Here is a 20,957-nt window from a genome sequence, read left to right as displayed (position 1 = left end):
CTATGGACGCAAACGAATTCGCCATCGCCATCATGGCTGCCGGAAAAGGCACCCGCCTCAAGAGCAAGCACCCCAAAGTCCTCCACGAGATCGGCGGCCGCGCCCTCCTCCTCCACGTCATAGCCGCCGCCGAAACCCTCGTGCGAGCCGACCACATCTTTTGCATCATCGGCCACGAAGCCGACCGCGTGCGCACCGCCGTTGCCCCCACCGGAGTCCAGTTCGTCCTCCAGCCCGAGCAGCGCGGCACCGGCCACGCCCTCCAGATGCTCAAAGCCGACTTCATGCTCTCCGGCAGGCCAATCCCCAAGCATCTTCTAGTCCTCTCCGGCGACGTCCCCCTCATCCGCCCCGAGACCATCGCCGCCCTCCGCGACACCCACCTCCGCGAGCACGCCGCCATGACCATCCTCACCGCCGTTCCAACCGACCCCACCGGCTACGGCCGAGTCATTCGCGCAACAGCAGACAAACCCGAAGTCACCGCCATCGTCGAACAGAAATCTCTCCGCCCTAACCAGCTCAGCGCACCAGAAATCAACTCCGGCATCTACTGCTTCGACACCGCAGCCCTCTTCGCCCGCCTCGACGCCCTCACCACCAACAACGCCCACGGCGAGTTCTACCTCACCGACATCGCCGCCATGCTCGTCGCCGAAGGCAAGCGCGTCGTAGCCATCAAAGCCGACAGCGTAGACGAGGTCCTCGGCGCCAATACCATCGCCGAGATGATGCACCTCGACGCCGCCATGCGACTCGCAAGCGCGAAGCGCTTGATGGCCCAGGGCGTCACCATCTTCCGCCCCGAGACCTGCGTCATCGACTCCACCGTCACCATCGGCCCCGACACCGTCATCGAGCCCTACGTCCAGCTCCTCGGCAACACGCACATCGGCGGCGACTCCCGCATCCGCTCCTACTCCGTCATCACCAACACCACCATCGGCGATAACGTCATGGTCCACCAGGGCTGCATCTTCGACAACTCCGAGATCGCCGACAAAGCCATCCTCGGCCCCTACGCCCGCCTTCGTCCCGAGAGCCGCATCGGCGAAGCCGCCCACATCGGCAACTTCGTCGAAACCAAAAAGACCATCATCGGCAAAGGCTCCAAGGCCAACCACCTCAGCTACCTCGGCGACGCCGTCATCGGCGACGGCGTCAACATCGGCGCCGGAGCCATCACCTGCAACTACGACGGCGTCAACAAGCACCCCACGATCATCGGCGACGGCGCCTTCATCGGCTCCGACTCCACCCTCGTCGCCCCCGTCACCATCGGCGCAGGCTCTTACATAGCCGCCGGCAGCTGCATCACCGAAGAGGTCCCCGAAGGCGCACTAGCCCTCGGCCGCTCCCGCCAGACCACCAAACCCGGCTGGGTAGCCGCCCGCAAAGCCGCCGCCAAAAATACGGAAGAAAGGAAAGCCTGAACACTTCATCTAGTCCTATCTGCGCCATAATTCATTCACAGGATCAAACCAACCCGCAAAATGCCGGCATCGTGAGACCTTGCTGAATCATCTCTAGGCTGAATCATCTTTAGACTGCATCGCCAAGAGAGATCTCATGCAACCGAGCTTGCTCAGATCCTTCCAGCAGTTGGAGCGGCAGAAGACCAGTCTGCTCGCCTCGCTCTCACCCTGGCAGCCCGCGCAAATCACCTTTCAACCCACGCCCACCTCCTGGTGCGCCTTCCAGGTCCTCGATCACATCCTCAAGGTCGAGAGGGCGACGATCGAAGATATTCAAGCCAATCTCCCCAACGGCCGCGCCATCCAATGGAAGGAGCGAACCAGCACCGCCGCCGTGATCTGTGTCATGAGCCTTCCCACCCGCATCAAGGTGCCGGAATCCGCGACGATGGTTCTTCCTGACCGCCCGGCAAGCCTCGAATCCCTCGTGCCGCAGTGGAGCGCACTTCGACTCGCCATGCTCCCCATCCTGAACTCTCTCTCAGAGATGCAACTGACCCGCGGTCTCTTTCACCATCCCATCGGCGGATGGATGACGCCTCTCAACGCTCTCAGATTCTTGTCCTCCCACATCAGGCACCATCGCTATCAGCTCACGAGGCTCGCCCGCGCAAGTAACGCTCAGACCTAACCGACGAACATTCCGACCAGCCGCGACAACGAACTCGTACAACTCTCACTTAGGAGCAGGCTCCGACCAAGGAGGCACCACGCCCGACATCCGCGCATAAGCGATCAGTTGCCCCATATGCTCATTATCGTGAACCAGAATGCGCAGATACATCCCGTCCACAGTCGCCTCTTTCTTCATGATCGTGACCTTCCGTTGAAGATCCCCCGGCTTCAACTGAGCACGCGCCGCCTTCACCGCCTCCAGCGACCGCTTCAGAAAAGCAATCACATCCGCCTTCGAGGTCACAGTCTTCTCCATCTCGTCGGACTTGATGTCTGACGGCATCGGTGGACCAGTCACGCTCAACAGGTAAAAGTTAGCCAGAGCGATATGCATGTAGACCTCGCTCGTCGACCTCACCCCGGCCGCAGGACGCCATGCAAACTTGTCCGCCGGCGTAGCCTCAGCCAGCGCAATCAGCTGCCGCGAAACATGAGCCCACTCTCCGTCAAACCCCTCCCAAAGTCCCTCCATCTGGGCATGCACGGAACTGGTGCACATCACCAGCAAAAGTAACAACGTCTTCATAAGTCCCTCCGAATTGGCTCCTGCCACAACGGGTTGTCAGTTCGAATTGATCCCAGCACTCAAGCGCATCGCAAGCAGAGCGCGGGAAAAAGCAGGAGAAAGAAATCAGCCTCGATGGCGCCAAAACTACATCTCCCGTCTCCATCTGTCAAAATCCACTCAAAAATCCCAAACACGCAAAATAAGTCCCAAAACCGTGGCGTATTTTTCGCGCTATTAAAAGCGCACCCCAAACACCACGATCCACCACACATCCCACCACAACCACACCATCAACTCACCACAACCAAACACCCTCTTTTTCCAAAACCCCCCTCAAAAAACACCCACAAAGACGAGAAAACCAGTCCATGGCCCGTATCAGGATTTTTTCCGGCAAAGCTACGCCACGCAGCGGCTCATCCAGCCGCTCCAACCGCCGATAAGGACACAAAGAGAAGCCGCTTGCATCCAAATCCAGAAGACGGCAGCGTCGCGACGCGAAAGTACCCATCCATGACGCAGGAACGAATCCTTGTAGTTGACGACGAAGAATCCGTACGATCGGTCGCCGCAGCTCTCCTCTCACGCAGCGGCTACTCCGTCACCACCGCCGAAGGCGCCGAAGCAGCCATCACCCGCCTCCAGCAGGACCCCGACTACGACCTCGTCCTCTCCGACGTTATGATGCCAGTCACCGACGGCCTCACCCTGCTCGACCACCTCTGCACCGACCACCCCGGCATCCCCGTCGTCATGTTCTCTGCCATCAACGACATCTACGTCGTCACCAGCGCCTTCCGCCGCGGCGCCGTCGACTATCTCCTCAAACCCTTCGAGCGCACCGACCTCGAAAGCGTCGTCCTGCGCGCCATCGAGCACGGCCGCCTCCGCAAACAGAACACCCTCTACCGCCACAACCTCGAAGCCATCGTCACCGCCAGAACCGGTCGCCTCCGCTCCACCATGCAGGACCTCGAGCGCAGCTACGACATCACCCTCGAAGCCATGGGCGACGCGCTCGATCTCCGCGACCAGGAGACCGAGGGCCACTCCCGCCGCGTCACCGCCTACACCAACGCGCTCGCCCACGCCATGGGCCTCGAATCCGAAGACCTGCGAATCATCGCCCGCGGAGCCTTCCTCCACGACATCGGCAAGATCGCCACGCCCGACGCCATCCTCCTCAAGCCCGGCCGCCTCACCCCCGAAGAGACCGCCATCATGAAGCAGCACTGCGAGCGCGGCTACGAGATGGTCCGCAAAATCTCCTTCCTCCGCGAGGCTGCCGAGATCGTCTACGCCCATCAGGAGCAGTTCGACGGCGGCGGCTATCCACGCGGCCTGCGCGGCGAGGAGATCCCCCTCGGCGCCCGCATCTTCGCCATCGCCGACACCCTCGACGCCATGACCTCCGACCGCCCCTACCGCAAGGGAACAACCTTCGCCCAGGCCCGAGAAGAGATCACCCGTTGTGCCGGAACCCAGTTCGACCCGCAGATCGTCGAGGTCTTCCTCGGCCTGCCCGCCGAGACCTGGTCCCAACTGCGTACCGCAACGGAACTACGATCCCCCTCCCCCTCACTAAGCAACAGCGCTCTCCCGGTTGCGCCGGACAAGCAACGCAGCTAGGATCGGATGGGATCGCAGCTAAGATCACAGCTAGCGGGCGAGGTGATTTCCCCATGAAGAAAGCCATGAATGCAGCCGAGATCGAGGACGTTCTCAAGGCCCACCCCGAGTGGCATCTCAAGGGCGGCAAGCTGGTGCGCGAATGGACCTTCAAGGACTTCCTCGAAGCGATGGCCTTCGTCAACCGGGTCGCTGTTCTGGCAGAGTCTGCAAACCACCACCCCGATATCGACATCCGCTACAACCAGGTAGTCCTCGGTCTGGTCTCTCACGACGCCTCTGGAATCACCCAGCGTGACGCTTCCATGGCTGGCCAGATCAGCAAAGAGTTTCCACCCGCATAAAGACCATCCTGCCGGACGGGCCCACTGCGCGTGGGGCGGTCACTTCGTGACACGTATACCGGTCTGGGCAGCGCCGGCAGCATAGGGCCTCCCGCTGGTCGGCGTCATCCCTTCCGACCAACGGGAGGACCAGCACCGTACCCTAACCACAACAAGGTACACAGCCACGAAGTGACCGCCCCACGCGCAGCAGGGCTCGTCCGGCAGGACAGCTTCTAACAGAGGGTGTCTCTAACGAAAGAACCTAACGACTAGTCATCTCTCCACTGCGTCGCGCGGCCCTATCGCGCGACGCAGTGGAGAGATCCCTGTATTTTCCTCTGTCTCCCCTTAGCCACCCTGAAGCGAAAGTCGCCCAGCCCACACTACCCCCGCAAAAAACTGTATTTCATAGAATGAATTTAACCCCGTATTCTCCACCCGAGAAAATATGTGGGAAAAAGAGATATTTTATAAATCAATGATTCAAAGTGCTTTACATTACTATCATGAGACGGCATAGCCAAAAAAGCGACCCCAAACCATCAAATTTCTATGATGGAACATATTTTCCTTTCTTTTCCTCCATATTGTGGTATCTTCATTTCAACGCAGCGTGATTCTTCCGCCCGTGAAATATCTCAGCCCGCACCACCGAACCAAGGCTGACACAAGTTGCGTCACTGGCCTCCCGGCACGAGCAAAACACCGTTCGTGCCGCATTTTTTTGTCCCGAAGCACCTTCGACTCCACCGCCCACATCCCTCTTGCGCCACCTCTATCCGCTTTGTGCCGGACGAGTGCCTCCCCTCATCGAAAGATCTACCGTTAAAGATCTACCGTTGCGCGCATTCCGGTCAGGCCACAAAGGAAAACACGAAGGAGAAAATGTCCGCCTCCTTTCATGTCAAGCCTCAAACGGCATAACCCTATCCGAAACAATAAGATAATCGTGGCGCATGAGTTATGGTCGAATCCTTATAATTAACTCTGAACCAGTCTCCGATGGGGTTGAGAGGGGCAAAACCAAGTCTCGATTTTGAGAATAGCTCCATATGGCCGTAAAACGTTCCAATGAAGTATCTTAGCCACAACTCCTTTAGACGGAATACTTTACAGATACAAACTGTCTACAAGCCAAAGAAAATAAAGGATTTACGCCCAAAACACCCCCGGGGGGGAGGGGGAGGGGGAGGAGCCTTCAGGCAATCAACGAATCCGACTCATTCACCATTGATCGAGCTTGGAGGACAGAGAATTGCAGGTAACTGATATTCGCAAGATAACAACGGAGCAGAGAGCAGGAGAGATTGATCTAGAATATTGACATGAAGCGGATTCTCGGATGCATCGCATTAGGTCTGGCCACCATGGCGGCCTCAGCCCAGTGGTCAAACCCATCGGAAGACATCCCGGCCTACAACGCGTCTGCACCGGCAAAGCCCCTTCCGCCCGTGCTTAGCGGAGATCAGCTGACAGGGCCCTACTTCACGCATCCCTATCAGGTCACCGCGTACAAGATGGCCGCCGCCATCCCCGCCGTCCTGCATCAACAACCCTGCTACTGCCACTGCGACAAGGTGATGCATCACAACAGTCTCCACAGCTGCTTCGAAGGCACCCATGGAGCCGCCTGTTCCACCTGCATGAAGGAAGCCATCTACGCCTACGAGCAGACGAAAAAAGGCCAGACCCCGGCGAAGATTCGCGCCGGCATCGAGCGCGGCGAGTGGCAGGATGTCGACCTCGTCAACGCAACCATGTAGTCGTCGAGCTCTCTTGGCAAGCCTCGGCGAACACCTGACTCCTCTGAAGATCGGCGGCGCTTCTGATCACGATTGGCGCGTAATCCTGGCCTTCGCGTGAAGCCACGCGCAGAGAGTTATAATCGAGATAGTTCTTTGTAGCGCCCAACGCAATGTTGGTGCCAGCTCCAGATGGGGGCGTCACGGCTTCGACGGGATTGCTTGTGGCAGAGAGGCATGCCGGGGTGTGGACACCCGTAATCGCTCACAAAACTATAAGTGCCGAACCTCAGTTCGCTCTTGCTGCTTAATTAAAAAATAAGTAGCCGATCGCTCAAGCTTCGCCTACGGGCCTGTACCGATCGTCGCACAGTAGGCTGGTCTTCCCTGCTCCGTCTGAGCGGGTCGGACGAGATCAATCAGACTGGTCGTCGTCGCATCTTCGTCCGTTCTAAGCGCCGATGACGAGACAAAAATGATACGGAAAAAGCATGAAAGCTCTCTGTTGGAAGTTTTTTCGGACGTGGGTTCGACTCCCACCGCCTCCACCATATTTCCGCCACAGGCTAGTTTTCGCAATGGAGAGGCATCTCCCTTGGAGAGGATGAGGAGCATCCATCTTCTGGCGCTATCCCGGGCGTGCTTGGGATACAGCCAAAGCAGCAGAAGTCTTTGATCCTGTCACCCATACCTGGACAGAACTAGCGGACTTTTTCTTGTCGTGTTTATACTTGATCGCTCGATGAATTCTGACAAATAGTGTGAGAATGGACGAATGGCGCAACAAACAGTCGATGAACTTCAGAGGATGGAGCGAATCGAGACCCGCAGCGGGGCTCTCGCGTGGTCGGCGCTGGCATTTGCCTTCCTTCAGAGCGTTTGTACTGCGGTGATTGCAGCCAGCGGCATGCGTTTCGCAATTGGCTTAGCGGCGTTCATTACCTCGATTGCCACATCTGCTCCGTCGCAGGATCTGCATAGGGATGGGATTAGGCTGCCGATGCTGATCTTTGCTCTCGCTGGCGCGGCCATCAATTTCGCCGTTCTTTGGCAAGTGAGGCGACTTCGCCGAAGACCGTCAGCTCAGTGGCGTCTGACTCCAATATCAACACGCAAGAAACGTATGGAGCAGTTTACCTTTTGGGTGAGCGTACTAACTGTCCTTCTTGTCTTCGCTGAACTAGTCGCGCACAAGAGGATCCATGGGTTCTACTTCTGATAGGGGGTTAGGGTAAGCCAAAGCGGCGAATCGACTGCCGTTTCTTCTGCGATCAGTTTGCGGCCTGCGAAAAGCATGGCCGCTGTACAAAGAGCCGTGCCGGTGCACCACGAGCATATCTTTCCGAACGATACCAATTGCCTTACTACATTGAAACCTGCCACGGACCCATCAGCAATTAATTTCATGGCAAGAACCTTCCGTGCCATCGGGCGTCGTTGCGAGAGGAGTATTAGTGCGAGTGTGGCACCATAACTTCCGAGTCCAAGCAGGCTGTCCGGTATTCCAAATGGGTGCGCTGCGCTAGATTCTGTAATGTCATCGGACGCAAAGACAGCTGATGGTGGATCCGGCAAGTGCGACAGCAAATTCAACTGGTGGGCCGCCACGGGGAACAAGGTCAGCACAGCAGCCGAGGTTGCGACGACCAATGCGGTGTTGAAAGGAGCAATTTGTTCCGACACGTCTGTGTTCCTCGTTTTCAAGAACGCCTCCTCGTACCAAAAGCGACAATGCCTGCGCCGGTCAAAACCGCAGCTCCTAAAGCGAACCACGCACGGTGCATGGAGACGAAGACCTCTGCACTGGTGTGCTTGGATCGATCGTCGAACTTGCCGCGCGTGCCATGTGCTCCTGCGACTGTTTCGTACAGGTTGTTAGCGGCGTTTGGATCGCGAGGCTCATCGATTAGCTGTTGTGCTTTGTATCCAGTCCTACCGAGATATCGATCAAGGAGGCCCGGAACCACCTTTTGTGCCAGAATGGCGGCAATCGTTGGAGCGCCGACCCAATACTCACGGCGAGGATGTTTCGCCAATCCTGCAGCGACTACTACTTCTGCGGCGAGCTCCGGTTCGAAGATTGGAGGGACGGGCTGAGTATTGTGCGGCATCCGATTCTTGACCCAACCAAACTGAGTCGTATTCATGGCGGGCATGTGTATGGCCGTGACACGGACGTTACTGTGATCATGAAATAGTTCACAACGAAGCGAGTCCGTAAAGCCATTGATGGCGTGTTTGGACGCGCAGTAGGCCGATTGCAACGGAATCGACCGATAGGCAAGCGCGGACCCAATCTGAACGATTGTTCCCTTATCGCGCGGCAGCATCCGCCGCAAAGCGGACAACGTGCCATGCACGAACCCAAGATACAGCACGTCAGTAACGCGCTTATAGTCAGCTGCTTCCATGCCTTTGACCGGGGAAAACACACTGACCATGGCGTTGTTGATCCATATATCGATTGGACCCAGCTTCTCTTCAATCTGACTGGCCGCACGTTCCACCGCCTCAGCGTCCGAGACGTCGACGGGGACAAAGATCGCTTGGCCGCCAAGCTCAACACATTCGCGTTGAGCCGCAGCGAGCGCCTCTTGGCTTCTAGCTAGTAGACCTAGCTTTGCGCCGCGTTTGGCATACGCATGCGCAATTGCGCGACCCAGACCGGCGGACGCTCCCGTAATCACTACAACAGGTGGTGAGTTCATGATTGACTTACGACCTCGACTGCAAAATGCTTTTTATCGGCACGATCTGATGTCGTCCAGTGAAAATTGAATTTAACAATGGTACTCCCGGCTGGAATCGCATCGAGGTCAGTGTAATGCACTCCAAATTGTGTTTTGATCGAGCACAACGTCTGAACGTTCGTCGCCTTGTCGTGCGTCCAATGGAGCTCAAACGCTTCTTCCGCAATCAGCCGAATCGCCTCTCCTGCGCGACGGACTTTACCTGGATGATTGTGGGACCAGATCATGCGGGTCGAACGTGGCACCTTCTGATTGAGATAGCGCTCCGCAACTTCATCGACTCGCTCATAGACTTTTTCGTCGCGCGCCGATCGTAGCAGCTTGATGTATTCAGCGTGCGCCCACAGCAGTGGAACTGCTGAACCAGTGGGGCGCCCACACCGCAAATGCTGCCCTTCTGGGCGGTCCGGTTCGTCCCACACCTGTTCCGGCAGAAGATGGGTCGGGGTCGAGAAACCTTCCATTGAACGAATCTGCTCTACCGGCAGGCGTCCTGCAGCTATTTCGTAGTGGCCCCGCTCTCCCGCCAGCAGCGGCCAAGCGCGACCCTCTCCGTACTTGTCGTACGCTTCCCCATCTTCGCGTTGCCCATACCCGTCGTGGTTATAGCGGCGCCCACACGTGCCGGAAGGCGTCACTGCTCTAAGCACCTCATCCACAACGCGCACTGATCTCTCAATCACCGGATCGTTTGCTGCTCTCACCCCATAGCGGACTAGTTCCAGAAAGCCCGCGTCGACAATGGAACGCGCTGGGAACTCGGCGTTTGCCCCTGGGGCGTGGCTGGTAAGCTTCAGTTTCGCCTTTTCTATATCGCCAGGCCGAGCTGCCTTACCACGCTTAATGGGATGCATCCGAACGTAGTGACTGCTGATGCCCTCAACTAAATCGCCCCTGTCCGTGACTGTCCATTCTTCGAGATGACCTTCGAGGTAATCGGCGTAATCTTCTATGAACTGTGCGGTCGATAAATCTTCCCGAAATCGAATATAAGAGGCTGCAGCGATGAGCGCAGCAATGCATGCGGCAAGTGTCGAAGCCGAATAACCACTGTTCTCTTCCCAACGCTCCTGCCCGGTGACCGGCCCCTGTCGTATCAGGTAGCTCGCAGCACCCACGATCATCGACAGTGGATCAAAACCTGACAGGGCTTCCTCCTTCCAAAGCCGGTAGGCCAATAGGATAGGGAATGCAGCTTCATCGAGTTGAACTCCCTTCCAGAAGGGCGTCCCGTCTATCCAGAAATTTTGCGCAAATCCTCCATCGTCTTGTTGCGCCGTCGCTAGATAGATCAGGCTACGCAGAGGTGTTTCCTTGTTGCCAATAGCCAACAGCGCAAGCGCGCTCTGTGTAATGTCTCGGGGCCAGACAAGATGGTAGCCTCCCGCACCCTCTTTGTCGCCGCGCACGTGACCCCATGGAATCGCAAGGGAAGCGATCATTGCGCCCTGATAGAGCTTGTCCTCATGGGCTAACAGTAGCTGACAGCTCGCGCTGTATAGCTGACCTTCATCGCCAGCTTGCCCGGATAGATCCAGGAGAGAATCCGTCGAACTTAACCACTGCTCAGCATAACGCTTGCGATGCTCTTCAAAGGGCGTTGAAAGAGACTGAAACAGCGTAGTCAATGCCCGCTGTAATGTCTCTCCGAAGGCAACCCCCAGAGTGAACTCCTGGCTTTCTTCGAGCGGAATCTCGCCGATCAAAGCTATGTTGCCGTCCTCAGCTTTATCAAATTCCCACTTCATCTGGTTACCGTCGGCTAGGTCCGTGTACCCATCACTTGTGCCGACATAACCGACCGAGGCACGGGAGAAGGGATGGGTCGCAGCGATCACCATCCACATGCCATCTTTTTGAGCCATCAAGACACGTTCGCGGCCGGTACTCTCGATCACATAGCCGGAGTTATGTGCGCCTCCACATTCCAGATGCGGAGCGCAGAGAACATATAGCTTCAGTCGCTTGGCTACCTCCGGCGTCGCATGAAGACGAGTATGAATGAGAAGGCACGGTTGATACGGATCAGCAAGAATCAATTTGTCAAAAGAATAGAGACCGCCGGGGTCCTGTGCCTGCACGTTATATGCGAGAACTTTGTCGATTCGCTTGATCTGAGTGCGCAGATCCTTGGTTTCCTGATGAAGAAATGTCTCTCCATCGCTGATCAGGAATTGCAGATCGCGAACCTGCGGGCGGTCAACTGTCGGATGATAAAGCTCAGTAACAATTCCATTCCAGACTGTGAACCACAGGCGGCTAGACCCGGAATAGGCTGTCCCAACTCCGTCTTTGTCGCCGTGCGTCCAACGAGGTGGGAGACCTGGAGAACCAAATGCCTTCTTTCCGTTACGGTATTTTGGCATTACGCTCCCTATCTGTCTGTCCGAAATTCTCTGAGATTCTTCCCATTACTGAAAATTTGGAATATTCATCATGCAACATGAGCCCCATGTGCCCTGAGGGAAAGTCTGCGCTCAATGGCAGCAAGTGTGCCGGAAGAATGGTCGTTTGTAGATCGACCATAATCTAGCCGGGGCTTACTACGATGCGACAACCCTCCACCGCTTCACAAGGCGCCTTCTAATGAACTCCACAACAAAACCATAAAGAGCATGGGTTGCAAGCTCGCTTGTGTGCTCTCGCAACGGCTGCTGCGTCGGCGGTTTGTCGAGCCCCAGGAGGGGAAGTATTGATTCATGGGTGCCCAGCATGACCGCGATGCCAAACGCCACGCCGTAGCCCACCGTGACGATTGGCGAAAACTCCGCTGCCACTCCGTACGCTCCAGCGATGCCCGTTCCGAGCGTCCAGTGAAAGAATTGAGTCGCAATCGTTTTGTGAGTCTCACTGAGTGGATGACCGGCGACCTTCTCCGCCAAGACCGCCGGAGGAGGTTCTTGCCCTTGCGTTCTCGGGGGATAGATGGCCTCGCCGATCAGCTTAGCTGCCGAACCTCCCACTCCCCCAATTAATCCAGCGATGAGCCCTTGAGCGATGAAGCGGCGGGACGGGCTTTGAAAGTTCATGATGTGTTGACTCCCTCAACCGACTGAACTGCTTCTCGCTGTTTAGCGTTTTCGAGATGAGAATGGTCGCTTAGCTACTTCCCGCGAGGAAACAGCTTCGTTTTGCTGACAGTCTGACGCGCAAACCATCCCCGGGGTTACAACCTTGACCGAAATGTCGCTAAATCCTCGATCTTGAGATGCCGCACGTGCTTACATTTCGCTCTAAAGCGCGGCGCAGAAATTCATTCCTACATCTGGCTAATCGCAAAAATGCATCCAACGTCAAGGGGTTTGTAACCAATTTGACACCTTATGTGTCAAACGTGTCGGACTTTCGATCGAAGAGCTGTTTCTAAAGGAAGAGTGGATATATGGAAAGACAAGCAGCTTTTGAACTCGATACGAAAGGGCTCCCGAAACAATTTCTTGGCAAAGACACCGGTACTCTTGCCCTGGTAGTAATGCCGTTTCTCGGCGGGAGTTGGAAGGAATGGGAAGAGGTGATCGGAGCCTTTTCCCCGCGAGTAAGATGCATCGGCATCGATTTGCCCGGATTCGGTGATGCGGCAGAGGTCGAGGGATATTCGGTTGCGCAAATGGCCGAATACGTTGTGGCGCGACTGAGAACGCTGAAGCTCAAGCGCTTCCTACTGGTCGGACACAGCATGGCTGGCAAGGTTTCCCTGGTCGTTGCACGTCTTGCCAAGAATGACCCAGAACTCTCGGGGTTGGCAGGTTTGGTGTTGGTAGCATCTTCGCCGCCGTCTCCCGAGCCCATGAGCGACGACAAGCGGGCTGAGATGAGGGCCAACCTCGGGAGACCTGGAAATAGCTATCGGAAGCATGCCGAGAAATTCATTCAAGAAAACACAGCCCAAACACTCCCGTCTCACATCTTTGCACACGCAGTTTCTGATGTGTTGCGCATGAACTGTGCGGCATGGAATGCATGGCTTGATTCCGGAAGCAAAGAGGATTGGTCAGAACGCGTGGGAGAACTGGATTTACCGGCGCTCGTCATTGCAGGGGAAGTAGACCCGGCATTAGGTTTTGAAGCGCAGGCGAAGCTAGTAATGCCGCATCTTTCCAATGCGCAACTGAAAGTGCTGACCGGCGCAGCTCATCTCCTGCCTATGGAACGGCCGCAGGAACTGGCGCAGCTTATCGCTGACTTCGCAGATCGCATCGTGCCGGATTTCGAGAGGCGAGGGCAATGAGCACAATAGAAGAAATCGATCCTTCTTACTTAGCTCTCATTGACTCCGACCGCGTCAGCGCTCAGACACGCGAGGTCCTGTTGAAGCGACTCCAATCTTCAGATGAGCCAGGCAGAAAGACGGCCCTGTCGACGGAAGAAAAAAAGATACTCCAGGCACTCGCGGAATGCGTAGTTCCGATGGCTGGCCGTTCCATCGATTTCGCATTGAGCATTGATGCGCGGTTGGCTGAGGGACAGGGAAAAGGATGGCGTTATTCAGAACTTCCACCAGATCTGACGGCTTATCGCGGAGCCTTAGCGGCTATCGATCGATATGCCCGCAGAGAGTTTCGAACGAGTTTTGCCGAATTGCCCTTAGAGAAGAAGAATCAGACGCTGAGGGTGATCGAAAGCGGAGAGATGGAGGCGGGCGAGCCTGATTCTGGCGATGATGTCCCGAGTCTCAGCGCGACTCAGATGCAACGATGGTTCCAAGATCTACGGGGCGACGTTACGGGGATCTATATGTCACACCCTGAAACCCTCGCGCAGTTATGGTACAGCGGGATCGCGGATGGAGCCGACTCGGCGGCATTGTCTGGCTTCGTTCAACTGGGCTTAGGCAAGGTTGAGGCATGGGAGCCGAAGGCAAAGGTGCGGGAGAATGAATCTTGATTCGATGCGGCGATATGGAACCGACGAAGAAGTAGATGCCGTGGTGATCGGCACGGGCGCGGGTGGAGCTCCATTGTTGGCGAAGCTGGCTAGGGCTGGATTGCGAATAGTTGCTCTCGAAGCTGGACGCAATTGGGATCCGGGACGCGATTTTGCGACTGACGAAGTTGCAGCCTCAGAGCTTTATTGGCTGGGCGAACGGCTTAGTGCCGGACAGACCCCGACGGCTTTCGGTGGCAACAATAGCGGCACAGGCGTTGGCGGCTCGATGCTTCACTGGGGAGCGTTCGTGCCGCGCGCTGACCCGCGTGATTTCAGGATTCACTCTGAATTAGGCGTGGGTGTCGACTGGCCGATGAGCGTGGACGATCTGAGGCCCTACTACAAAGAGCTCGAAAGGTTCCTTGGAATCTCAGGCCCGGCATTTTATCCCTGGGACCCGGAACGTAAGTATCCGTTGCCGCCTGTGCCTTTGAATGCACCCGCAGAACTGATGCAGCGAGGCTTTCGCGCACTTGGCCTCCGCGCCAGCGAGGCGCCAGTAGCTGCTGTCTCTAGCGCCTACCAGCAGGAAGGGTACGAGACCCGACACGCCTGCGTGAATCGGGGATATTGCCATCAGGGCTGCCGCAACGGTGCGAAAGCCAGTATGGATGTGACCTATCTTCCGGCAGCCGTTGCCGCTGGCGCAGAGATTCGGCCTGAATGCTTCGTCCACGACTTCGAACTCAACGATCAAGGAAGAGTGAGCGCCGTGATCTATCGGCATGGCGATGAGAACATTCGTCAGCGCTGCAAGGCTGTGTTTCTGTGCGCGGGAGCGGTAGAGACACCGCGACTCCTCTTGCACTGCAACGGAAGGCGTAAAGAAGGGCTAGCCAACTCCAGCGGACAGGTCGGTCGAAACTTCATGGCGCATGTGGCGACGCAGGTATGGGGGACGTTCGCAGAAGAGACCAGACCGAACAAAGGCTTTCCTGCTTCACTGATCAGCGAAGACACGATTCGACCCGCAAAGGCAGACTTCGCCGGCGGATACCTCACTCAAAGCCTGGGCATCGTTCCGATCACATGGTCGATGCAAGTGGCGCGAGGGCGCGGCCTTTGGGGTAAACCGCTCGTCGATTACTTGCAACAGTACAACCATGTCGCAGGCATTGGAATTAACGGCGATTGCCTTCCGGATGACCGCAACTTCCTCGAACTTTCCGATGAAGGCGATGCCCTCGGCATGAAAAAGGCGCGTGTTCATTTCAGTTATGGCGAGAACGAATTGCGTATGAGTCAACATGCCGAGGATCTCATGACGGCCGCCTGGAAGGCCGCTGGGGCAACCGACATCTGGACCTTCCAACGGTCGGCACACACGATCGGGACGTGCCGCATGGGTGAAGACCCAAATACAAATGTGGTTGATGCGACAGGCCGGAGCTTCGACGTACCAAATCTCTGGATCTGCGACAACTCCGTCTTCCCGTCTGCACTACCCGCAAACCCTGCACTCACGATCATGGCGCTGTCCCTGCGGACAGCCGATAAATTTCTTCAGGATGGGGAAAGGCGATGAGTCAATCCATGCCGATTCAAGAGCTTCCGGCCACCCTTTCTCGCCTCCAGCTTGGAATTGAGGATTATGCAGTCATTGGGGATTGCCGCTCGGCCGCGCTGGTTTCGAGGGATGGGTCGATAGATTGGCTTTGCTGGCCGTGTTTTGACAGCCCTTCTATGTTCGCTTCTCTCGTAGGGCAAGAGAACGGGGGCAGCTGGCAGATCTGCCCCGCGGCTCCCTTCACCAGCAGCCGAAAATACGTACACGGCACAAACGTGCTCGAAACAACATTCGAGACTCCGACCGGGACTGTTCGATTGACCGATTTCATGCCGGTCGCTGGAGAAGAATTCACATCCGGCCACCTCTCTCCCCAGCGCGAACTGATCCGCATCCTCGAAGGAGTAACCGGCGAGGTCGAGATCGATGTGCGATTCGATCCGCGACCGCAATATGGAACAAAGAAATCTGATATCCAAGATAACGGGAAGCTTGGTCTTCGCGTTGACATCCCGGGCGCTGTCATCCGTTTACAAAGCCAGATGGAGTTTAGGCTTGATACCTCCAGTACGACCGGTACGGCCAATATCCAAGCGGGAGATCGACTATCTTTCTCGCTGACTTTCGCGACTGAAGCGCCGGCGCCACTCGCATTTCCTGAGGAGTCACTCGCTGCGCTCACTCGAACGATCGACTGGTGGAAGATGTGGTCTGCGAAGTGTTCTTACCCCGGAGAATATCGTGAAGCCGTCTTGCGAAGTGTCCTGGCGCTCAAGATGCTCCATTTTGCCCCTTCTGGAGCGTTCGTTGCCGCTGCGACAACCTCGCTGCCGGAGAAGATCGGTGGCGACAAGAACTACGACTACAGATATTGCTGGCTGCGCGACGCTTCTCTGGCAGTCCATGTCTTATGCGGTACCGGCCACGAGCTTGAGGCTGAAGCCTTTGTCGACTGGATGCTTCACGCGACGCGTCTGACGCAACCTAAGTTGATGGTGGTGTATGACGTCTACGGAAATATAGTGGGCGAAGAAAAGGAGTTGCCGCGCCTTTCCGGCTACAGGCACTCGGCCCCGGTAAAGACGGGAAACATGGCCCGCTCGCAGGTGCAGATGGACCTCTATGGAGAGGTCATTTGCGCCTCGGCAAAGCTGTATAAGGGCAAAGGCAAGCTCGACCGGGACACCGCAAAAACGATAATCAACTTCGCCAAATACGTATGCAAACACTGGCGCGAACCGGACGCGGGAATCTGGGAGCCACGGGGCGATCAGGTCTTGCATACACATTCTCTTCTGCTATGTTGGGTGGCGCTCGACGAACTTGTTAAATTTGTGGAGACCGGGACGATCGAAGTAAGGCCGATCGAAGGGTTCAAAAAGACTCGCGATGAAATCCGCACTTTTATCGAAACCAAATCCTGGAACGACGGCATCTGTAGCTACGCTAGCGAGCCGGGGTCGGAGAAGATGGATTCCAGCCTTTTGCTCATGGCCTTCCATAACTTCCACGAAGCTTCTTCAGAGCGGCTGCAAGGCACCTACAACCGCGTCAAGAATGAGCTAGGAGCGGGCGGGTCCCTCCTCTACCGAAATCGACCGGACGGTAGAGGTACATCTCCGGGGGAAGGGGCGTTCGGCATCTGCGGCTTTTGGGCGGTTGAGCATCTGGCCATGGGCGGAGGAAGTCTGAAACAAGCGGAGGACACCTTTGAAGAACTCCTCCGGTACGCGAATGATGTCGGCTTGTTTGCCGAAGAGATCGATCCGAAGAGCGGCGCCGCGCTGGGAAACTTCCCACAGGCTTTCACGCATATTGGCTTGATCAGTGCAGCGCTTGCAATTGAAAGGCGACGCAAAGAAGATGCGGAGATCGAGACTACAACGGCACATCAACGGATCGAGGCTAAAAGATGAATTGGCAAAGCTGGTTGTTCTGGGGCGTCATGGCGACGCTCGCACAAGCTACATTCGAGTCGATCACTCAAGCACTTCACCTTACTCGGATGAGCTTGCCTTTTATGCTCGGCACAATGGTTACTTCGGCACGATCGAAAGCTCGCCTGTGGGGCTTTGGACTGCACATCGTAAGCGGTTTACTCTTCGCCCTGCCGTACATCGTGGCTTTCCATTTTCTCGGCGGTCCCTCATGGTGGCGAGGCGCACTCTTCGGGGCTGTTCAAGGCACTATCGTCCTCACACTGGGTATGTCTTTGATGCCCAACCTACACCCACGGATGGCGACCGAATGGGCTGGACCATCAGCAACACGCAGGCTCGAACCACCCGGTTTTTTTGCACTCAACTATGGCGCTAAGACACCCATTGCGGTTTTGCTTTCGCACGTAATCTTTGGAACCGTCCTCGGCAGTTTTTGCAATGCATGAAGAAGTAGATATGAGCGATAAGAACACAGAAGCGGCGGATGTCCAGTCAATCACAAGGATTGTCGTGCGTCCCTACGGCACTGCTCTCCCCCTCGGATGCTTCGCCTTTGGAGTGGGAAATGCATTGCTCAGCGCTTATGCGCTTCACTGGATTCCGTTGGCCGACACAAAGCTCCTCGCGGTGATGATGTTGGCCTTCGTCGCTCCCCTTGAGCTAATCCCGTGCATCATGGCTTTCCTTTCGCGAGATTCCGGAGGAGCCACAGCCATGGGCATCTTTGCCGCTGCATGGGTGGTGCAAGGAATTGAATTTTACACAGGCGTACCAGGCAGCACCAGTATCGCGATGGGAGTTTTTTTACTCCTCCTGGCCCTCATCCTGATCGTCCTTACGGTAGTGACATTCCCAGGAAAGCCATTGCTTGGAGTTCTCTTGACCATTGCAATTTTACGATCGAGTGGCGGTGCCTTCGTCCAGTTTGGATTTGGTGGTGGCGCAGTTCTCTTCGCAGCATGGACGGGACTTTTGCTCGCCGCGTTTGCGTTCTACAGCGGCTTGGGCTTCCTTCTGGAAGACGTCAAACAAAAACCGCTTGCAATGACATTTCGTCGAAAGGAAGCGAAGGCCGCTCTCGAAGGCGACTTGGCGCACCAGTTGAAGCCCTTAGCAAATGAAGCAGGGGTCAGGCAACAACTTTGAAATACAGCGAGAGCGAGAATCGCAAACTAAGTCCCAAACGACTTGCATCCAAACCCGAAGAGGTTTGTCATGGAAATCCATCAACTCCGATACTTTCGAGCAGTAGCAGAGTGCCGCAGCTTTACCCGCGCCGCCAAACGGGAGCATGTCTCCCAACCCTCGATGTCGCACCAGGTTATGAAGTTGGAGGAGGAGCTCGGGGCAAAGCTCTTTAACCGCAAAGGTGTCGAGATTAGTCTGACAAACTTCGGTGAAGCCTTTCTTCCTAAAGCTATTGCTATTCTCCATCAACTACAGGAAGCGGAAAGAGAGATCCGTGAGTTGGTCGAGGTCGAGAGTGGAAGAGTGACTCTGGGACTAAGCCCTACACTTTCGCCTTACTTTCTGCCGCGTCTCCTGGCGAGCTTTCTTAAACAGCATCCACTTATCGAATTGCAACTCAAGGAAGAATGTGTGACAACGCTTTTGGATTGGTTGCGAGCCGAGACGGTCGATCTAGCGATCATGCCTCTTCCGATCGCTGCTGAGGGCATGTCCGCCACCGAATTGATGGAGGAGCGCCTGTTTGCAATTGTCAACAAAGATCATCCCCTTCAAGAAAGTGACCACGTAACCCTGAATCAACTATCGGACACGTCGTTATTACTGCTCACGGATATCCATTGCTCAGATGGTGACGCTCTACCGGCTTTGGTCCCCGGTACCATGCAACCGCGTGTCATCTTCGAGAGCGGGTGCTTTCTGACGATTCTAAACATGGTCAAAGCGGGATTGGGCATCTCCATCATGCCGGAAATGCCGATCAACGAGGATGCTGGTTGTAAATTCATCCCTCTCGAGGGTGAATCGGCCTCCAGAACGATCGCGCTGGTGGAATTGCAGGGGCGCTATCAGACGCGAGCTCATCGATTGCTCGCCGGTTTCTTACATTCACATCTCCCCGAGAATGCTACTTAGGGCAGCATCCAGTGATGCTTAGAACAAGATTATTAAATCTCCCATCTAAGACAGGTCATGCCCCGTGCACTCATAGGCTTTGCCTATAGGCCCATAGGAATAAACTCCGATGCATGGAAATAGTGTGGGCATCTTACTTCTAAGACTTGCCAGCTTCTCTCAGAGAGGAAACACCTATGTCAAAGGTCAGTCGATATGCCATCAGACGCGCCTCATCGTTGGCGCTCACAGTGATCGTTCTAGCCAGTCTCGGTGCGAACATAGGCTTCGCGCAGGACGCCCAGGATGATGACAAAGATGCCAAACCACCGGCCGGCGCGGTCTTCGCCATGACCAACATCGCCGCACGCAACCAGATCGTCATCTTCAGAAGGGCGAACGATGGCACTTTGAAGGCAGTTGACCGCGTCTTCACCGGCGGCAGCGGCAAGGGAGACGACTTCGATACGCAAGGCGGCCTGGTGCTCCGGGACGACCATCGCTTCCTGTACGCCTGCAACGCGGGTAGTAACGACATCAGCGTATTCGCCGTCGAAGGAACTCATCTGACCCTGATTCAGAAGATCTTCTCGGGAGGCGTGGTGCCGGAGAGCCTGACGTTCCACGGCAATCTCATGTATGTCCTTCACGGTTCAGTGGCCGACAACAACATATCCGGGTTCACCGTCGCGCCAAACGGCATCTTGACGCCATTGCCGGATTCGACGCAAGCGCTGAGCTCCCCCATTGCCGTCCCTGGCGTTCTGCAGTTCGGCCCCAAGGGTGGCGTACTTGTAGTGACGCTCAAAGCCGCTCAGGTCGGCGTCAATCCAGGGCCATTCGTGATTGACACCTTTACCGTCGGACCCGATGGTCTAGCCAGCAAGGTCATGCCGCAGAAGTCGTTTGGGCAACGTCCCTTTGCCGCCACATTTCGCAGCAACGGCATCTTGCTCGTCGCCGAATCCCATAACCCATTTCCGAATGAGGCTGCGGTGTCTTCCTACAATGTGGATCCCGCCAGCGGCGCCCTCAGCGTAATCAGCGGGTCAGTCGCTAACGGACAGACGGATTCATGCTGGATATTGCTGAGCAAGGACGAACACTACGCCTACACCGCAAACTTTGCCACGGGCAACATCTCCAGCTTCCGCTCCAACCAGGACGGCACAATTAACTTGATCAATGGTGCAGCAGCCAGTTTGGGGCTTACGAGCGAGCCAACGGACATACGGATCAGCGCCGATGGCCAGTTCTTTTACGTGCTGCTCCGGGGCACCGGTGAGGTCGCCGCCTTCCGTATCGAGGACGATGGAAGTCTCACGCCCAGGGGTCGCGCCAGTGGAGGTCTACCAGCCAACACCGGGGCTTCAGGTCTCGCCGCCTATTGACTCTCA

At 56.2% G+C, this 20,957-nt stretch carries 19 protein-coding genes and 1 other RNA gene; 15 read left to right on the top strand and 5 right to left on the bottom strand.

The window, feature by feature from the left end; all coding sequences use genetic code 11:
- The first annotated feature begins 2 nt into the window (after nucleotides 1–2).
- Entirely contained in the window at nucleotides 3–1,433 is a 1,431-nt protein-coding gene (gene glmU / locus HDF10_RS04580) for a bifunctional UDP-N-acetylglucosamine diphosphorylase/glucosamine-1-phosphate N-acetyltransferase GlmU (RefSeq protein WP_183810861.1), read from the top strand.
- A gap of 136 nt (nucleotides 1,434–1,569) precedes the next feature.
- Nucleotides 1,570–2,106: a DinB family protein gene (locus tag HDF10_RS04575; RefSeq protein ID WP_183810860.1), complete on the top strand. Its 537-nt coding sequence runs from the start codon at nucleotides 1,570–1,572 to the stop codon at nucleotides 2,104–2,106.
- A gap of 45 nt (nucleotides 2,107–2,151) precedes the next feature.
- Here HDF10_RS04575 and HDF10_RS04570 read toward each other — a convergent pair whose 3' ends face one another.
- Nucleotides 2,152–2,676, bottom strand: coding sequence for a DinB family protein (locus HDF10_RS04570; RefSeq protein WP_183810859.1), 525 nt, complete (start codon nucleotides 2,674–2,676; stop codon nucleotides 2,152–2,154).
- Between the two features lie 444 nt (nucleotides 2,677–3,120).
- On the opposite strand from HDF10_RS04570, the gene HDF10_RS04565 reads away from it, so the two are divergent.
- The 5 genes from HDF10_RS04565 to HDF10_RS04540 all read left to right on the top strand — a co-directional run bounded on the left by HDF10_RS04565 (nucleotide 3,121) and on the right by HDF10_RS04540 (nucleotide 7,574).
- On the top strand, nucleotides 3,121–4,287 hold the full coding sequence (locus tag HDF10_RS04565) for an HD domain-containing phosphohydrolase (protein WP_260177607.1): 1,167 nt from the start codon (nucleotides 3,121–3,123) through the stop codon (nucleotides 4,285–4,287).
- A 53-nt stretch (nucleotides 4,288–4,340) separates the two neighbouring features.
- On the top strand, nucleotides 4,341–4,631 hold the full coding sequence (locus HDF10_RS04560) for a 4a-hydroxytetrahydrobiopterin dehydratase (protein ID WP_183810857.1): 291 nt from the start codon (nucleotides 4,341–4,343) through the stop codon (nucleotides 4,629–4,631).
- A gap of 1,307 nt (nucleotides 4,632–5,938) precedes the next feature.
- The gene (locus HDF10_RS04555) at nucleotides 5,939–6,376 is read left to right on the top strand and encodes a CYCXC family (seleno)protein (RefSeq protein WP_260177606.1); all 438 of its coding nucleotides are present in this window, start codon (nucleotides 5,939–5,941) and stop codon (nucleotides 6,374–6,376) included.
- Between the two features lie 173 nt (nucleotides 6,377–6,549).
- Nucleotides 6,550–6,906: a transfer-messenger RNA gene (gene ssrA / locus HDF10_RS04550) on the top strand.
- A 224-nt stretch (nucleotides 6,907–7,130) separates the two neighbouring features.
- Nucleotides 7,131–7,574: a hypothetical protein gene (locus tag HDF10_RS04540; RefSeq protein ID WP_183810855.1), complete on the top strand. Its 444-nt coding sequence runs from the start codon at nucleotides 7,131–7,133 to the stop codon at nucleotides 7,572–7,574.
- Here HDF10_RS04540 and HDF10_RS04535 read toward each other — a convergent pair.
- The 4 genes from HDF10_RS04535 to HDF10_RS04520 form a co-directional block, all read right to left on the bottom strand.
- Entirely contained in the window at nucleotides 7,565–8,038 is a 474-nt protein-coding gene (locus HDF10_RS04535) for a vitamin K epoxide reductase family protein (protein ID WP_183810853.1), read from the bottom strand. The genes HDF10_RS04540 and HDF10_RS04535 overlap by 10 nt on opposite strands.
- Before the next feature lie 17 nt (nucleotides 8,039–8,055).
- Complete coding sequence (locus HDF10_RS04530) at nucleotides 8,056–9,063, bottom strand: SDR family oxidoreductase (protein WP_183810851.1); 1,008 nt, start codon at nucleotides 9,061–9,063, stop codon at nucleotides 8,056–8,058.
- Nucleotides 9,060–11,471, bottom strand: a complete 2,412-nt coding sequence (locus HDF10_RS04525) for a glycoside hydrolase family 15 protein (RefSeq protein ID WP_183810849.1) — start codon at nucleotides 11,469–11,471, stop codon at nucleotides 9,060–9,062. The genes HDF10_RS04530 and HDF10_RS04525 overlap by 4 nt, the downstream gene beginning before the upstream one ends.
- Nucleotides 11,472–11,648: 177 nt before the next feature.
- Nucleotides 11,649–12,134 (bottom strand): DUF1440 domain-containing protein, encoded by a 486-nt coding sequence (locus HDF10_RS04520; RefSeq protein ID WP_183810847.1) that lies wholly within the window; start codon nucleotides 12,132–12,134, stop codon nucleotides 11,649–11,651.
- Nucleotides 12,135–12,487: 353 nt separating this feature from the next.
- On the opposite strand from HDF10_RS04520, the gene HDF10_RS04515 reads away from it, so the two are divergent.
- The 8 genes from HDF10_RS04515 to HDF10_RS04480 all read left to right on the top strand — a co-directional run bounded on the left by HDF10_RS04515 (nucleotide 12,488) and on the right by HDF10_RS04480 (nucleotide 20,951).
- The gene (locus tag HDF10_RS04515; RefSeq protein ID WP_183810846.1) at nucleotides 12,488–13,333 is read left to right on the top strand and encodes an alpha/beta fold hydrolase; all 846 of its coding nucleotides are present in this window, start codon (nucleotides 12,488–12,490) and stop codon (nucleotides 13,331–13,333) included.
- Entirely contained in the window at nucleotides 13,330–13,989 is a 660-nt protein-coding gene (locus HDF10_RS04510) for a gluconate 2-dehydrogenase subunit 3 family protein (protein ID WP_183810845.1), read from the top strand. Before HDF10_RS04515 ends, HDF10_RS04510 begins: the two co-directional genes overlap by 4 nt.
- On the top strand, nucleotides 13,979–15,556 hold the full coding sequence (locus tag HDF10_RS04505) for a GMC family oxidoreductase (RefSeq protein WP_183810844.1): 1,578 nt from the start codon (nucleotides 13,979–13,981) through the stop codon (nucleotides 15,554–15,556). Before HDF10_RS04510 ends, HDF10_RS04505 begins: the two co-directional genes overlap by 11 nt.
- Nucleotides 15,557–15,564: 8 nt before the next feature.
- Complete coding sequence (locus HDF10_RS04500; protein WP_183811591.1) at nucleotides 15,565–17,454, top strand: glycoside hydrolase family 15 protein; 1,890 nt, start codon at nucleotides 15,565–15,567, stop codon at nucleotides 17,452–17,454.
- Nucleotides 17,451–17,924, top strand: coding sequence for an SAM-dependent methyltransferase (locus tag HDF10_RS04495; protein ID WP_183810843.1), 474 nt, complete (start codon nucleotides 17,451–17,453; stop codon nucleotides 17,922–17,924). The genes HDF10_RS04500 and HDF10_RS04495 overlap by 4 nt, the downstream gene beginning before the upstream one ends.
- Before the next feature lie 10 nt (nucleotides 17,925–17,934).
- Nucleotides 17,935–18,624 carry an acetate uptake transporter family protein gene (locus tag HDF10_RS04490; protein WP_183810842.1) on the top strand — a complete coding sequence of 230 codons (690 nt, stop codon included), beginning with the start codon at nucleotides 17,935–17,937 and terminating at the stop codon, nucleotides 18,622–18,624.
- A gap of 69 nt (nucleotides 18,625–18,693) precedes the next feature.
- Nucleotides 18,694–19,581: a LysR family transcriptional regulator gene (locus HDF10_RS04485; RefSeq protein ID WP_183810841.1), complete on the top strand. Its 888-nt coding sequence runs from the start codon at nucleotides 18,694–18,696 to the stop codon at nucleotides 19,579–19,581.
- Nucleotides 19,582–19,757: 176 nt separating this feature from the next.
- Nucleotides 19,758–20,951 (top strand): lactonase family protein, encoded by a 1,194-nt coding sequence (locus HDF10_RS04480; RefSeq protein ID WP_183810840.1) that lies wholly within the window; start codon nucleotides 19,758–19,760, stop codon nucleotides 20,949–20,951.
- The last annotated feature ends 6 nt before the right edge of the window (nucleotides 20,952–20,957 follow it).

This window comes from Tunturiibacter empetritectus (genome assembly GCF_014201375.1).
GTDB lineage: Bacteria > Acidobacteriota > Terriglobia > Terriglobales > Acidobacteriaceae > Edaphobacter > Edaphobacter lichenicola_D.
Note: the sequence above shows the minus strand (reverse complement) of the source record. Positions and strands in the feature narration are given on the sequence as shown.